Here is a 13,533-nt window from a genome sequence, read left to right on the forward strand (position 1 = left end):
GTGGCGGCGGCGATGAGCACCGCACGCGCGGCGGATACGATCGACAACCCCAGCGCGAGGATGAGACCGGTGATTGCGATCAACAGCACGTCGTAGCCGGTGGCGTAGTCCGGCTTTTCCGGCAATCGGCGATCGAGCAATCCGGAGATGATGTTGGCATGCACTTCCACGCCAGGGAAGGCAGCGCCTACCGGTGTCGAGCGGAGGTCTTGCAGGCCGGGCGCGGTGGCACCGATCAGCACGATCTTTCCCTTGAGTTCGCCGGTGGCGAGTTTGCCGCTGAGCACGTCGGCTGCCGGTACGTATCTGAACGATCCGCCGTGCGCGCCGCCCGGTCCGCGGTAGGGCACCTGCAAGCTGCCCCTGGAATCGACCGGAAGGCGCAAGACCGACTTGCCATTCGGCCCTTTCGAAGCATTCGCAAGGACCAGCGCGCCATCCTTGACCACGAGCGCGGGCATGCCGCTAGCCCGGCGATACACGGCAAGCCCCAGCGATTCGTATTAGCCCGCTTTGGCGGCGGTGCCTTGGTACTGCGCAAGAACCGGGGCGGCGCGCACGATGCCGTCCGCATCGGTTTCGATCAGCACGTTGAGAAAGCCGGCGTGAGCCGTCGCGTCTGCGAGCAGCGCGATGCTGCCGCCAAAGCCGTTCCAGGATGTCGCGCGCTGCGCGCCGGGGGGGAAGGCATCGAGCGCAAAGACCGGAGTGGGCAACCAGCCCATGCCGCGTGGCTTGGTGGTCTGCGTGAAGTAGTAACCGAGCGCGACGGGCCTGCCTTTGAGGACGTTGGCAAAAATCGCGTCGTGGTCCAGCTCGGGCGCGAGTTGATCGACTTGCTCTTTCAACCCCGGAACGTCGCGCAAGGGACCGGCTGCGATCTGCCGCAATGCAGCCAGTCCGGAGCTGCCGTCGGGCTCGGCGAACATGACGTCGAACCCGAGAACAGAAGCTTGCTGACGATCGATCAGTTCTGTCGTCAGCGCGGCGAGCTTGTCGCGGCTCCAGGGCCACTGGCCGTATTCCTGCAAGCTGGGGTCGTCGATGTCGACGATGACGACGCGCGGGTCGAGCGTACGCGGCAGCGTCGCGAGGAGCCGAACGTCATAGATCGACAGATCCAGCCGCTCGACAAAAGAAAACTTGTAGACGCCGGTGGCGTGAATCAGCGCCAACAAAACAGGCAACAGCGTGATGGCGACGCGTGGCCAGTGCTGCCCTACCGCTGCGACCGCGCTTTTGGCGGTCACCGCGAGGCCTGATGAAGGTCAGGCGTTGACGAACTGCATCTTGGTGCCGCCGAGCTCGAGCACGTCGCCGTCTTGCAATGCGACGGCTTCGGTGCCGAGGGGCTCGCCATTGAGCGTGGTGCCGCCATCGATCGGAGCCACCACGTAGCCCTGAATGCGGCGCGTGACAGCGGCGACAGCAACGCCAGGTTTGCCGATGGTGGTGACGACCTTTGCCAGCGAAAGTTCGCGGCCCGCGCCGGTGCCAGACAGCACGCGGATGACTGCAGAGTTGACCGCACCGCCACCGAGGGGCGCTGAAACCGTCGGCGCGGAGCTGAGCGGAATCGGGGCAGAAGGGTGAGCAATGGACGCTGGCTTGGTCGGCGCAACGGCTTCAGCGGCGCCGGCAGCCGAAAGGTAGCGGATCTTGTACTTGCCGACTTCGACGACGTCGTTGTGCTCCAGCGCCTGCTTTTTGATGGCACGCGCGTTGACGTAGGTTCCGTTGGTGCTGTTGAGGTCTTCAAGATACACATCGGCGCCAATCATGTGGAGCACGGCGTGCTCACCGCTGATCGCCAGATTGTCGATGACGATGTCGTTGTACGGTCGCCGTCCCAAGGTAGTGCGGTCTTTGGCGAGCGTCACTTCCTTGATTACGACACCATCGATCGAAACGATCACTTTCGGCATGGCCGACTCCTGAATGAAGGACGCTGAACTCTTGGGGAACCGTCAATCCGCAGCTTCTGGCGCCGCAGCGCCATTTGCACGGGCCAGAACAACTGAAATGTTATCCCGTCCGCCATTGTCGTTTGCAGTTGCAACCAAAAGTGTTGCTTTCTCCGACAGTCCGATATCTCGTGACAGAAGCGTGAAAATCTGCGCGTCGGAAACCATCTCGCTGAGACCATCGGAACACAGCAGGAACAGGTCGCCGGGAAGGGCGTCGTGCTCATGCATTTCTAGTTCCACGTGCCGCTCGATGCCGAGCGCGCGGGTCACCAGATTGCGGTGCGGCGACTGCGCCGCCTGCTCTGGCGTGATGGCTCCGGCGTCGAGTTGTTCCTGCATCAAAGAGTGGTCGCGTGTGAGCAGATGGAGTTGCCCTTCGCGGAGCCGATAACAGCGTGAATCGCCGATGTGGCCAACGATAGCGCGGTTGTCTCCGAACACCGAAACGACCAATGTCGTGCCCATCCCCTGCAGTTGCACATTAGCAACACCTGCCTCCAGAATGGCCTGGTTTGCCTCGTCGACGCCGGCCTGCATCGCCCGGCGCATAGCGCGCGGATGCGCTGAGGGGCCGGAATGCGCCAACCAGCGCCCGAAGCTGGCTTGCAGCAGCGCGATCGACATGCCGCTGGCGACTTCGCCGCCGTTGTAGCCGCCCATGCCGTCCGCCAGGATGGTGAGGCCCAGGGCCGCGTCGAATGCGATCGCGTCTTCGTTGTTGGCGCGCACACGGCCGGAATCGGTCAGCGAGGCGTAGTCCCAGGTCAGCGTGCTGGCGGCGGTGGAAGAAGTGGCAGCAATGGTCACCATAAACAGGATTCAGGCTCCGAAATCAGTGGGCGGCGACGTGCGTCCGCTTTTGCAAAAATCGTCCGGCAAGGACCACGAAAGCCGCCCCCAAAGCGGCGCCGACGTAGTGCAACCAGGGTACCGCGGTCAGCGTGTCGCGCAACGTGACGTCACTGACGATGGTTTCGCCGCCGACCCAGCCGATGAGGGCGGCGCCGAGCATGACGATGATCGGGAAGCGTTCCATCAGTTTGATCATGAGCGTACTGCCGAATATGACGAGAGGAATGCTGATGGCCAGGCCCAAGATCAGCAGCGTGGTGTCGCCCTGTGCAGCAGCGGCCACCGCGATCACATTGTCCAAGCTCATGACCAGATCGGCGATGAGGATGGTGCGAACAGCAGCCAGCATCGTGCCGTATTCCTTACCTTCGCCCTCTTCTTCGTCACCTTCGCTTAACAATTGAACGCCAATATAGAGCAGCAGCAGCCCGCCGACGATCTGCAGATACGGCAATGCGAGCAGCTTTGCAGCGACGACGGTGAGTGCGATGCGCAACACCACTGCGGCGCCCGAGCCGAACAACACGGCCTTCTTTTGCTGCGCCGGCGGCAACGAGCGGGCAGCCATGGCGATGACCACGGCGTTGTCGCCCGACAAGATGATGTTGATCCACACAATCTTGAGCAAGCCGATCCAGAAATCAGCGCTTTGAAGCAATTCCATGTGTTGTCTCGTCTTCTATAGATCGAAAAAAGCGCTCGCAACCTGAATTGCGAGCGCTTAGTTCGTCGGGTCGCTGCAAAAAGCAGAGGCTTTTTACAGGCGAGCCTTCAGAAGCTTGGCCAGTTCGGAGAAATTGCGCGTCACGGTAAAACCGCACTCTTCCATGATGGCGAGCTTGGCGTCTGCCGTGTCGGCACCGCCGGAGATCAGCGCGCCGGCGTGGCCCATGCGCTTGCCGGGAGGCGCGGTGACACCGGCGATGAAACCGACGATCGGCTTCTTCATGTTGTCCTTGCACCAGCGGGCCGCGTCAGCCTCGTCCGGACCGCCGATTTCGCCGATCATGATGACCGCGTCGGTGTCGGGATCGTCGTTGAAGGCTTTCATCACATCGATGTGCTTCAGGCCGTTGATCGGGTCGCCGCCGATGCCGACTGCCGACGATTGGCCCAAGCCGATTTCGGTCAGTTGCGCCACGGCTTCATAGGTCAGCGTGCCCGAACGTGATACCACGCCGATGCGTCCCTTGCGGTGGATGTGACCCGGCATGATGCCGATCTTGATTTCGTCCGGCGTGATGAGGCCGGGGCAGTTGGGGCCAAGCAGCAGCGTCTTCTTGCCGCCGGCGGCTTCCTTGGCGCGCATCTTGTTGCGCACTTCGAGCATGTCGCGGACAGGAATGCCTTCGGTGATGCAGATTGCCATGTCGAGGTCGGCTTCGACAGCTTCCCAGATGGCGGCGGCGGCGCCCGGTGGCGGCACGTAGATCACCGACACGGTCGCGCCGGTCTGCGATGCGGCTTCCTTCACCGAGCCGAAAATCGGGATGCCGAAAATCGACTCGCCGGCCTTCTTCGGGTTCACGCCGGCCACGAAGCAGTTCTTGCCGTTGGCATATTCCTGGCACTTTTCAGTGTGGAACTGACCGGTTTTGCCGGTAATGCCTTGGGTGATGACTTTGGTGTCTTTGTTGATGTAGATCGACATGACGTTTCCTTAGACTTTCTTGACTGCTGCCACGACCTTTTGGGCCGCGTCCGCCATGGTGTCGGCGCTGATGATGGGCAGGCCCGAGTCGGCCAGCAGTTTCTTGCCTTCGACTTCGTTGGTGCCCTTCATGCGCACGACGAGCGGAACGCTCAAGTTCACTGCCTTGCAGGCTGCGATCACGCCGGTGGCGATGGTGTCGCACTTCATGATGCCGCCGAAGATGTTGACCAAGATGCCTTTGACGTTCTTGTTCTTCAACATGATCTTGAAGGCTTCGGTCACCTTCTCGGGGGTGGCACCGCCGCCCACGTCCAGGAAGTTGGCCGGCTCGCCGCCGAACAGCTTGATGGTGTCCATGGTGGCCATCGCCAGACCGGCACCGTTGACCAGGCAGCCGATGTTGCCGTCGAGGCTGATGTAGGCCAGGTCGAACTTGCTGGCTTCGACTTCGGCCGGGTCTTCTTCGTCGAGGTCGCGCAGGGCGACCAGTTCAGGGTGACGGAACAGCGCGTTCGGGTCGAAGTTGAACTTGGCGTCGAGCGCCTTGATGTTGCCGTTGCCTTCGAGGATCAACGGGTTGATCTCGACGAGCGATGCGTCGGTCTCCATGTAGATCTTGTAGAGCTTCTGCATCACGTCGACCGCTTGCGCCTGCGATGCTTCCGGCACGCCGATGCTGGCAGCCAGCTTGGTGCCTTGCTCGACGGTCAGGCCGAGGGCCGGATCGACGAAGTCGGTGTGGATTTTTTCAGGCGTGTCGTGTGCGACGCCTTCGATGTCCATGCCGCCTTCGCTCGACACGATGAAAGCGACCCGCTGCGTGGAGCGGTCGGTCACGGCCGAGACGTAATACTCTTTCTTGATGTCGGCGCCGTCTTCGATGAGGAGGCGGCGGACCTTCTGGCCTTCAGGGCCGGTCTGATGCGTGATGAGCTGCATGCCGAGGATTTCGCTGGCGAGCTTTTTCACTTCATCGATCGAGCGAGCCAGCTTGACGCCGCCACCCTTGCCGCGGCCGCCGGCGTGAATCTGTGCCTTGACGACCCAAACCGGGCCGCCCAATTTTTGAGCGGCTTCCACCGCTTCCTGGACCGTGTAGGCCGGAATGCCGCGGGGGACCGGCACGCCGAACTTGGCAAGAATTTCCTTGCCCTGGTACTCGTGAATCTTCATGAGGGTGTTTCTCGGAAGGAGGTTGCGAACGGGGAGATCTGGAGACTGAATCGGCTGTTGTCCGCAGGCGACGGCAACCTGACGGTTGGGGGCGGCGAACAACCGCGGACTGTATCATGGTGCGCCGCACCAACGCGCACTTTGCGCTGCGGTCAATACGTACTTTCTCCTGACAAAAGCTATGGCCAAAGTCTTTATCGACGGTGAAGCCGGTACCACCGGTTTGCAGATTCGCGAGCGGCTCCAGAAGATGCCGCAAATCGAGGTCGTGAGCATCGCGCCGGAGCTCCGAAAAGACGTGAACGCCAAGCGTGACCTGATGGGCGGCGTCGATCTGGTGGTGCTGTGCCTGCACGACGACGCGGCCATCGAATCTGTCGCGCTGATCGACCAGTTGCCGGGCAAGAAGCCGAAGATCATCGATGCCTCGACCGCGCACCGGACGAATCCGGCGTGGGCATTCGGCTTCCCGGAATTGGTGGCGGGGCATTGGCAGGTCGTGGTCAAGGCAGACCGCGTGGCCAACCCGGGCTGCTATGCGACCGGCGCCATTTCGATCGTGCGTCCGCTGGTCGATGCGGGCATCTTGCCGGCTGACTTCGCAATCGCGCTGCCATCGGTGAGCGGCTACTCGGGTGGTGGCCGGACCATGATCGAAGCGTATGAAACAGGCGACGCGCCGCCCTACGAGATCTACGCGCTGGGCCTGAAGCACAAGCACATCCCGGAAATCATGAAGTACACGGGGCTCACGCGTCGGCCGGTGTTCATTCCGTCGGTAGGCAACTTCAAGCAGGGCATGCTGGTGCAGCTGCCGTTGCATCTGGACGACCTGCCGGGCAAACCGAAAGCGGGTGATCTACACGACGCGCTCGCCACGCACTACGCGGCGAGCAACACGCCCGAGAAGTTCGTGAAGGTGCTGCAGCCGACCGCCGACGGCAAGCTGGAGCCGACCGCGCTGAACGACACCAACGCGCTCGAGATTCGGGTGTTTCCGAACGAGGACCATCGGCATGCGGTGGTCATTGCGCGGCTCGACAACCTTGGCAAGGGTGCCAGCGGTGCGGCGGTGCAAAACCTGAAGTTGATGTTGGGGCTTTGAGCCGGGCGCTCGGCTGTGCCGAGCAATTAGCGGGTGAGCCAGAGCCCGACGCCGAACAGCATCGCGTGCGCGCCGAGCGCAATCCACAGCAGTGTGTGCGATGGCATGGCCATGTCGCGCAACGCATCGCCGACCTGCTGATGCAGCATCGCGCGCAAAGCCGGATCTTCTTTGCCGGCTTCTGCGGGTGCGCTCGTTTCCCGCTGCGCCCGCCACTGCCGCAGCAAGTCAGACAGCGGTAGGCGCTTGACCACGAAGGCGATGATGCGGCGCACCGCGCGACTGGTGCCGAGCGCCGGTGCGAGCTGGTCAGCCAACGCGTTGGCTGACAGCGCCTCGCCCGCGCGCTCAAGTGCACCATGGGCGCGAGGCATGGCCTCGATGCGGCCAGCGATGGCTGCCGACAGCCGCTCGCTCAAGCTGTCGCCATGCGCCGCGACGACATGCCTGAGCGCCCTGCGGCGCCCCTGCGCCACGCCGAGCATCACGTACAGCGGCACAAAAGCGACGAGCAGCACCGCCACCAGCAAGGCCGGAGAGGTGAGCAACGCGAGCAGGGCACCGGCGCCGCCAGCCCGAGCCCCCGCCATGCCGGGCCCGTTGAGCCGGCCGACATACACAAAGAACAAACCGCCGCCCAGCAGCAATGCCAGCGCCACGCCGATGGCAACGGACCCCGCAAATGCCGCACCTGCTTTAAAGCCCGTTCGGGCGATGGATTGGGAGAAGGGTGTTTTTGTTTTCGACATGAGCTGCATTCCGATGTGTGACGACGCGGATCATGCCCGGAGGAACTCACTCATCGACGGTCCCCTTCAGGACCTTGGCCACGACGCCGCCGGCAAAGCCCCGCGCCATCAAAAATCGCATCTGCTTGCCGCGCTCTTTGGCGTCGAGCGGTACGGCATCGAAGCGGCGCCCCCAAACGTCGCGGGCGCGGGCCAGCTCGGTGTCTTGCAGCCCAGCGACGGCCTGCGTGATTGCTTCTGAAGCGATGCCCTTTTTCTGCAGCTCCTGGCGCAAGCGCATCGCGCCCATGCGCGGCGCCCGCTGGTTCAAGACCGACTGAACCACGCGCGGCTCGCTGATGAAGTCTTTGGCCTGAAGCTCGTCGAGCGCCGTCGCCAGCAGGCCGGGCTCTTCTTCGTACTTCTTCAGCTTGCGTTCAAGTTCCGGCCGCGAGTGTTCGCGCTGACTCAGCAAACGCAGGGCGCGACCCTTGAGAGATGGGGCAGCAAAGGCCATGCGGAGCCTGCGTCGCGTCGCTCTGCTTCTTACTTGTCGGCTTGCTCGGCTTTTTCGGCCTTTTCAGCCTTGGGCGCCTTCACCGGCTTGGCCTCTACCAGCTCGGCCAGGACAGGGATGCCCAGCGATTCGCGCACCTTGTTCTCGATCTCGCGCGACAGCGTCGGGTTCTCACGCAGGAACTCGCGTGCGTTGTCTCGGCCCTGACCGATTTTTTCGCCGTTGTAGGCGTACCAGGCGCCCGACTTGTCGACGATCTTGGCGGTCACGCCCATGTCGATGATTTCGCCTTCGCGGCTGATGCCCTCGCCGAACAGGATGTCGAACTCCGCCGTCTTGAAAGGCGGGCTGACCTTGTTCTTGACGACCTTGACCTTGGTCTCGTTGCCGATCGCTTCTTCGCCCTTCTTGATGGTGCCGATGCGACGAATGTCGAGCCGGACCGACGCGTAGAACTTGAGCGCGTTGCCGCCGGTGGTGGTTTCGGGCGAGCCGAACATCACGCCGATCTTCATGCGGATCTGGTTGATGAAGATGACCATGCAGTTGGTCTTCTTGATGCTGGCGGTCAGCTTGCGCAGCGCCTGGCTCATCAGGCGGGCCTGGAGACCGGGCAACGAGTCGCCCATGTCGCCTTCGATTTCGGCACGCGGGGTGAGCGCGGCGACCGAGTCGATCACGATCAAATCGACGGCACCTGAACGCACCAGTGAATCGACGATTTCGAGTGCTTGCTCGCCGGTGTCCGGCTGGCTGATCAGCAGGTCGGACAGGTTCACGCCCAGCTTTTGCGCGTACTGCACGTCGAGCGCGTGTTCGGCGTCGACGAAGGCGCAGGTGCCTGACTGCTTTTGCATTTCAGCGATGACCTGCAGCGTGAGCGTGGTCTTGCCCGAGGATTCAGGGCCGTAGATTTCGATGACCCGGCCGCGCGGCAGGCCGCCGACGCCCAACGCGATGTCAAGGCCGAGCGAGCCGGTCGACACAACCTGCACGTCTTCCAGCGCCTCGCCTTCACCGAGCCGCATGATCGTTCCCTTGCCGAACTGCTTCTCGATTTGAGCGAGTGCAGCCTGCAGTGCCTTGGCCTTTTCGCTGCCTGCGACTGAAATGCTGGTGCCTTTGACGAGTGCGTCCATTTGAGAATCTCCTTGAATATCAACGGGTTGGAATGACTTCGATCCATCTGCTTTTAACTACAGGCTGGATGCTTGAACAGTAGTGTAGAGGCTCATTGGTTTAAGTAAACCCGTTTTTTAGTCAGTTTGATTTACCATTAAAGCCATGACTCTCGACCCCGAAAACGCATGGCGCCAAACCCATTTGGGCCGACTGCTCGGCCATGCGATGCGCCGCTTCGACGAACGCGTGCTGGCACTCATGGCGCACGACGTCGACGTGCCGCTGGCGCTCTCGAATCTGGCTGCGCGCTCGCAGATCAGCGCGGCGCACATCCACATCACGCGTCACTTGGCACGCGATGGCGCGCGGCTCACGGCGCTGGCCGCGAGCGCCGGCATGACGAAGCAGGCCATGGGCACGCTGGTCGATCAATGCGAAGCCTGGGGCCTGGTCACCCGCGGCCCCGATCCGCTCGACGCGCGTGCACGCCGCGTGCAGTTCACCGCCGACGGGCTAGCCTGGCTCGAAGCTTTTCGCAAAGCCGTCGCGCAAGCGGAGGACGAGTTTCGTGCCAGCGTCGGAAACGACATCGCCACCGTGGTAACCATCGGCCTCGAAGCCTACGCCGCAGCCTAGAATTTGCGCAACAAGCCGGAGGTGGCGATGCGGATTCTGATTGCAGAAGATGACCAGGTGCTGGCCGATGCCTTGCTGCGCAGCCTGCGCACCTCGGGTGCGGCAGTCGACCACGTTGCCACCGGCTCGCAAGCCGATGCGGCGTTGATGACCAACAGCGAATTCGACCTGTTGATCCTCGACCTAGGTCTGCCCAACATGCACGGACTTGAAATCCTCAAGCGCCTGCGCGCCCGTGGCTCACAGCTCCCGGTGCTGGTGCTCACCGCGGCCGACAGCGTCGAAGAGCGCGTCAAGGGCCTCGACTACGGGGCCGACGATTACATGGCCAAGCCGTTCTCGTTGCAGGAGCTCGAAGCCCGCGTGCGCGCCCTCACGCGGCGCGGAATGGGCGCCACCAGCAACGCCATCAAGCACGGCCCGCTGGTGTACGACCAGGCAGGTCGCGTGGCGACCATCGACGGCAAGATGGTCGAACTCTCGGCGCGCGAGCTTGGCCTGCTCGAAGTGCTGCTGCAGCGGGCGGGGCGGCTGGTGAGCAAAGACCAACTGGTCGAACGGCTGTGCGAATGGGGCGAAGAAGTGAGCCTCAACGCCATCGAGGTTTACATCCATCGCCTGCGCAAGAAGATCGAGAAAGGTCCGGTGCGCATCGCGACCGTTCGCGGCCTCGGTTATTGCCTGGAGAAGATTCCGGCGTGAAGCTCTTCCAGCGCGGCCAGCGCTCCCTGTTCGGGGAAATCCTCGACTGGATGCTGACCCCGCTGCTGCTGCTGGTGCCGGTCAGCATCGGCCTCACATGGCTGGTGGCGCAGGGCATCGCCAACGCGCCCTTCGATCGCGCGTTGGAATACAACGTGCAGACGCTGGCCAAGCTGGTCACGGTGCAGGGCGACCACGTGCTGTTCAACCTGCCGCAGCCGGCACGCGAGATCCTGCGAGCCGACGACACCGACCACGTCTACTACCAGGTGCTGACGTCGAGCGGCGAATCGCTCGGTGGCGACCACGACATACCACCCCCACCCGAAGACGAATCCGCCACCATCGGCTCGGTGCACATGCGAGATGCCGAGATGCGGGGCGCGACGGTGCGCGTGGCCTACACCTGGGTCCAGCCGCCGCTCGAAACGGCACCGCTGGTGCTCGTGCAGGTGGCAGAGACCCGCGAAAAACAGCAGGTGCTGGCGACTGAAATCATCAAGGGCGTGCTGCTGCCGCAGTTCGCCATCCTGCCGCTCGCCATCCTCTTGATCTGGCTCGCACTCGTGCGCGCCATCAAGCCGCTTTCGGAACTGGAAGAGCGAATCCGCGAGCGCAAGCCCGATGACCTGAGCCCGCTAGACGATCGGCTGGTGCCTTACGAAGTCGCGCCTTTGGTCGCTTCGGTGAACGGACTGCTGACGAAGCTCAAGGAATCGATCGCTACGCAAAAGCGCTTTCTGGCCGACGCCGCGCACCAGCTCAAGACGCCGCTCGCCGGGCTGCGCATGCAGGCCGATCTGGCGCAACGCGAAGGCGCCAATGCCGACGAACTGAAACAGTCGCTCAAGCAGATCGGCCGATCGAGCATTCGCGCGACGCACACGGTGAACCAGCTGCTCGCGTTGGCCCGCGCCGAAGGCGGCGCCGGTGCGCTGGCGTGGCAACCGTGCGACCTGGCGCGACTCACCGTCGAGGTCGTGCGCGAGGCAGTCCCGCGCGCGATCGAAAAGCGCATCGACCTCGGGTACGACGGCGTCGAGCCGGGTGCGCCAGGTGTCATGCTCGAAGGCAATGCGACGCTGTTGAAAGAGCTGGTGCGCAACCTGGTCGACAACGCGATCGCGTACACGCCGTCGTCGCCCGACAGGCCCGGCGTGATCACCGCGCGGGTGCTGGCCGATCCGTTCGGGCACATCGTGCTGCTGCAGGTGGAGGACTCGGGACCGGGTATTGCCGAGTCGGCGCGCGAGCTGGTGTTCGAGCCCTTTTATCGCGTGCTGGGCAACGAGGCCGACGGCTCGGGGCTGGGCTTGCCGATCGTGCGGGAAATCGCGCGGCAGCATCTGGCCACTGTCACGCTGGAGGACGCGCATCCGGGCGTGCAGTCGCCGGGTGCACTCTTCAGCGTTCGCTTCGACACCGCCAAGCCCTGACGGGCTCAGCGCGCGACGTTGCTGTCAGTCGTCGACGCAGGGGTCGATGGCGCCGCCGTATCACCCTTGCGAATCTGCAGCATTTCGGGCCGCACTTGCTGGCTGAGCCGCTGCGGTTCGCGTTCGGTTCCGGCAGACGGCCCACCGTCGCCAGACCATATGAAATAGCCGAGGTTGATGGCGACCAACGCGAAGAAGACCCAGCGCAACATGGACTTCAGACCGCCGGCCCACGCGGGCGCACGCTGACTTCGGAACTGGAGATGGATTGCATGCCGTTCTCAGTATGCACGCGCAGTTCGCCACCCCAGCCGACGCCTTCGCAGCGGCCGACGGTGCCATCGCTGAGTTGCACTTCGCGCCCCTGCAACGCATCGCGCGCCGCGAAGCGTTTGGCGAAGAGCGCAAAACCCTGCGCCTCAAAAGCCAGCACGTCGCGCAACAACGGCGCGACCAGCATTTGCAATATGGTCGGTGGTGTGGCGTCGGGCAGCCATTGCTGCACCCAGGCCGGCGCTGTGCTGAGGCCGGTCGCGTCTCTGGGGCCGACGTTCAGGCCGATGCCGATCACCAGCCAGCGCGAGGCTGCATCACCGATCGTGGCCTGCGGCAACGCGGTCTCGATCAGGATGCCACCGAGCTTGCGGTCATCGATCCAGAGGTCGTTGGGCCACTTGAGGGCGAGCCGTGCAGCGCGCTGCGGATCGAGGCTTTCCGCCACGCTGACCCCGATCGCCAACGACAGGCCCGACCAGTCGCGCGGTGCCAGCGGCAAGCCGATCGAGAAGGTCAGCGACGCGGGTTCTTCAGCCATCTGCGCGCTTTGCCAAGGGCGTCCGAGGCGGCCGCGGCCGGCGGTCTGGCGTTCGGCGACAAGCAACACGGGCGCCAGTTGTCCGGCGCGGCCACGGCGCATCAACTCGGTGTTGCTCGAATCGATCTGTTCGACCACCTCGATGGCCATGTCGGGCCGCAACGGCGCCGTGGCGGCCGCCAGCTGATCCGGGTTCCACGCGTGGCTCAGCGCCATGTCATCAGTCCTTGGTGGACTTGTCCTTTTTGCCGGAGCCCTTCGCCTTCCTGACCTTTTTTTCTGCCTTGACCTTGTCAGCTTTGGCCTTCTTCTTCGCCTTCTTTTTCTTCTTCTTTTTCTCGTCTTCCTTTGGCGCGAGCAAGGTGCCACGGCACGCCTCGGCACCACACCAGCACGGGAATTCCGCCAGCAACTCGGCCGTGTACGGCTCGTCGATCATCAGCCCGTAGTCGTAGTTGAGCTCTTCGCCCGCCGCGATGTTTTGCAACGCCTTGATGAAAACTCGGCCATCGGTTTCATCGGCCTCGCAGTTCGGCGCACACGAGTGGTTGATCCACTTGGATGCGTTGCCGTTGATCTTGCCGTCGATCACATGGCCGTCATCGATATGAAAGTAGAACGTGTGCTGCGGCTGGCTGGGGTCGTGAGGGTGGCGCCGGAGCGCTTCTTTCCAGCTGATGACTTCGCCCTTGTATTCGATCAGCGTCTCGCCCTCCGCGATGTCCTGCACGGCGAACACGCCGTTGCCATGAATGCCCGAGCGGCGCGTTTGTATGCGGCGGCCAGAGGTTGAAACGGGGGATTTGGTGGGCATCGCCGAAGTCTGA

Annotated in this window: 15 protein-coding genes and 1 pseudogene; 4 read left to right on the top strand and 12 right to left on the bottom strand. The window is 63.2% G+C overall.

Annotation, left to right across the window (positions count from 1 at the left end):
* Positions 1–77: 77 nt before the first annotated feature.
* The 6 genes and pseudogenes from QN413_RS19795 to sucC all read right to left on the bottom strand — a co-directional run.
* Positions 78–1,250, bottom strand: a pseudogene (locus QN413_RS19795) (CHASE2 domain-containing protein); the annotation flags it as partial.
* An 18-nt stretch (positions 1,251–1,268) separates the two neighbouring features.
* Positions 1,269–1,925: an FHA domain-containing protein gene (locus tag QN413_RS19800; protein WP_323498293.1), complete on the bottom strand. Its 657-nt coding sequence runs from the start codon at positions 1,923–1,925 to the stop codon at positions 1,269–1,271.
* Between the two features lie 42 nt (positions 1,926–1,967).
* Positions 1,968–2,777, bottom strand: coding sequence for a Stp1/IreP family PP2C-type Ser/Thr phosphatase (locus QN413_RS19805; protein WP_323498294.1), 810 nt, complete (start codon positions 2,775–2,777; stop codon positions 1,968–1,970).
* A 22-nt stretch (positions 2,778–2,799) separates the two neighbouring features.
* Positions 2,800–3,483, bottom strand: a complete 684-nt coding sequence (locus tag QN413_RS19810) for a TerC family protein (protein WP_323498295.1) — start codon at positions 3,481–3,483, stop codon at positions 2,800–2,802.
* A gap of 93 nt (positions 3,484–3,576) precedes the next feature.
* On the bottom strand, positions 3,577–4,470 hold the full coding sequence (sucD, locus tag QN413_RS19815; protein WP_187053641.1) for a succinate--CoA ligase subunit alpha: 894 nt from the start codon (positions 4,468–4,470) through the stop codon (positions 3,577–3,579).
* Positions 4,471–4,479: 9 nt separating this feature from the next.
* The gene (gene sucC, locus QN413_RS19820; protein ID WP_323498296.1) at positions 4,480–5,646 is read right to left on the bottom strand and encodes an ADP-forming succinate--CoA ligase subunit beta; all 1,167 of its coding nucleotides are present in this window, start codon (positions 5,644–5,646) and stop codon (positions 4,480–4,482) included.
* 181 nt (positions 5,647–5,827) lie between these two features.
* Between sucC and argC the strand changes: the two genes are divergently transcribed.
* Positions 5,828–6,751, top strand: a complete 924-nt coding sequence (argC, locus tag QN413_RS19825) for an N-acetyl-gamma-glutamyl-phosphate reductase (protein ID WP_323498297.1) — start codon at positions 5,828–5,830, stop codon at positions 6,749–6,751.
* A gap of 26 nt (positions 6,752–6,777) precedes the next feature.
* Here the strand turns inward: argC and QN413_RS19830 are convergent, their stop codons facing one another.
* Genes QN413_RS19830 through recA form a run of 3 tightly spaced genes read right to left on the bottom strand, consistent with a single transcriptional unit; the run spans position 6,778 to position 9,135 of the window.
* The gene (locus QN413_RS19830) at positions 6,778–7,500 is read right to left on the bottom strand and encodes a hypothetical protein (protein ID WP_323498298.1); all 723 of its coding nucleotides are present in this window, start codon (positions 7,498–7,500) and stop codon (positions 6,778–6,780) included.
* 46 nt (positions 7,501–7,546) lie between these two features.
* A complete protein-coding gene (gene recX / locus QN413_RS19835; RefSeq protein ID WP_323498299.1) occupies positions 7,547–7,996 on the bottom strand; it encodes a recombination regulator RecX in 450 nt (149 codons plus the stop codon).
* A gap of 29 nt (positions 7,997–8,025) precedes the next feature.
* Positions 8,026–9,135: a recombinase RecA gene (recA, locus tag QN413_RS19840; protein WP_323498300.1), complete on the bottom strand. Its 1,110-nt coding sequence runs from the start codon at positions 9,133–9,135 to the stop codon at positions 8,026–8,028.
* 145 nt (positions 9,136–9,280) lie between these two features.
* On the opposite strand from recA, the gene QN413_RS19845 reads away from it, so the two are divergent.
* Genes QN413_RS19845 through QN413_RS19855 form a run of 3 tightly spaced genes read left to right on the top strand, consistent with a single transcriptional unit; the run spans position 9,281 to position 11,892 of the window.
* Complete coding sequence (locus tag QN413_RS19845) at positions 9,281–9,754, top strand: MarR family winged helix-turn-helix transcriptional regulator (protein ID WP_323498301.1); 474 nt, start codon at positions 9,281–9,283, stop codon at positions 9,752–9,754.
* Between the two features lie 27 nt (positions 9,755–9,781).
* Positions 9,782–10,456, top strand: a complete 675-nt coding sequence (locus QN413_RS19850; RefSeq protein ID WP_187053648.1) for a response regulator transcription factor — start codon at positions 9,782–9,784, stop codon at positions 10,454–10,456.
* Positions 10,453–11,892 carry a sensor histidine kinase gene (locus tag QN413_RS19855; RefSeq protein WP_187053649.1) on the top strand — a complete coding sequence of 480 codons (1,440 nt, stop codon included), beginning with the start codon at positions 10,453–10,455 and terminating at the stop codon, positions 11,890–11,892. The genes QN413_RS19850 and QN413_RS19855 overlap by 4 nt, the downstream gene beginning before the upstream one ends.
* A 5-nt stretch (positions 11,893–11,897) precedes the next feature.
* Here the strand turns inward: QN413_RS19855 and QN413_RS19860 are convergent, their stop codons facing one another.
* Genes QN413_RS19860 through QN413_RS19870 form a run of 3 tightly spaced genes read right to left on the bottom strand, consistent with a single transcriptional unit; the run spans position 11,898 to position 13,520 of the window.
* Positions 11,898–12,104: a sporulation protein gene (locus QN413_RS19860; RefSeq protein ID WP_323498302.1), complete on the bottom strand. Its 207-nt coding sequence runs from the start codon at positions 12,102–12,104 to the stop codon at positions 11,898–11,900.
* Between the two features lie 5 nt (positions 12,105–12,109).
* Positions 12,110–12,922 (bottom strand): biotin--[acetyl-CoA-carboxylase] ligase, encoded by an 813-nt coding sequence (locus QN413_RS19865; protein ID WP_323498303.1) that lies wholly within the window; start codon positions 12,920–12,922, stop codon positions 12,110–12,112.
* A gap of 4 nt (positions 12,923–12,926) precedes the next feature.
* Positions 12,927–13,520 carry an SET domain-containing protein gene (locus tag QN413_RS19870; RefSeq protein WP_187053652.1) on the bottom strand — a complete coding sequence of 198 codons (594 nt, stop codon included), beginning with the start codon at positions 13,518–13,520 and terminating at the stop codon, positions 12,927–12,929.
* Between the last annotated feature and the right edge of the window lie 13 nt (positions 13,521–13,533).

Origin of the sequence: Variovorax sp. LG9.2 (assembly GCF_035018885.1) — a bacterium.
Lineage (GTDB): Bacteria > Pseudomonadota > Gammaproteobacteria > Burkholderiales > Burkholderiaceae_C > Variovorax.

Coding starts and splice junctions, on each gene's coding strand:
- QN413_RS19845 (WP_323498301.1), top strand. CDS start 9,281: ATGACTCTCGACCCCGAAAACGCATGGCGCCAAACCCATTTGGGCCGA.
- QN413_RS19870 (WP_187053652.1), bottom strand. CDS start 13,520: ATGCCCACCAAATCCCCCGTTTCAACCTCTGGCCGCCGCATACAAACG.
- QN413_RS19800 (WP_323498293.1), bottom strand. CDS start 1,925: ATGCCGAAAGTGATCGTTTCGATCGATGGTGTCGTAATCAAGGAAGTG.
- argC (WP_323498297.1), top strand. CDS start 5,828: ATGGCCAAAGTCTTTATCGACGGTGAAGCCGGTACCACCGGTTTGCAG.
- sucD (WP_187053641.1), bottom strand. CDS start 4,470: ATGTCGATCTACATCAACAAAGACACCAAAGTCATCACCCAAGGCATT.
- recA (WP_323498300.1), bottom strand. CDS start 9,135: ATGGACGCACTCGTCAAAGGCACCAGCATTTCAGTCGCAGGCAGCGAA.
- sucC (WP_323498296.1), bottom strand. CDS start 5,646: ATGAAGATTCACGAGTACCAGGGCAAGGAAATTCTTGCCAAGTTCGGC.
- QN413_RS19850 (WP_187053648.1), top strand. CDS start 9,782: ATGCGGATTCTGATTGCAGAAGATGACCAGGTGCTGGCCGATGCCTTG.
- QN413_RS19810 (WP_323498295.1), bottom strand. CDS start 3,483: ATGGAATTGCTTCAAAGCGCTGATTTCTGGATCGGCTTGCTCAAGATT.
- QN413_RS19865 (WP_323498303.1), bottom strand. CDS start 12,922: ATGGCGCTGAGCCACGCGTGGAACCCGGATCAGCTGGCGGCCGCCACG.
- recX (WP_323498299.1), bottom strand. CDS start 7,996: ATGGCCTTTGCTGCCCCATCTCTCAAGGGTCGCGCCCTGCGTTTGCTG.
- QN413_RS19860 (WP_323498302.1), bottom strand. CDS start 12,104: ATGTTGCGCTGGGTCTTCTTCGCGTTGGTCGCCATCAACCTCGGCTAT.
- QN413_RS19805 (WP_323498294.1), bottom strand. CDS start 2,777: ATGGTGACCATTGCTGCCACTTCTTCCACCGCCGCCAGCACGCTGACC.
- QN413_RS19830 (WP_323498298.1), bottom strand. CDS start 7,500: ATGTCGAAAACAAAAACACCCTTCTCCCAATCCATCGCCCGAACGGGC.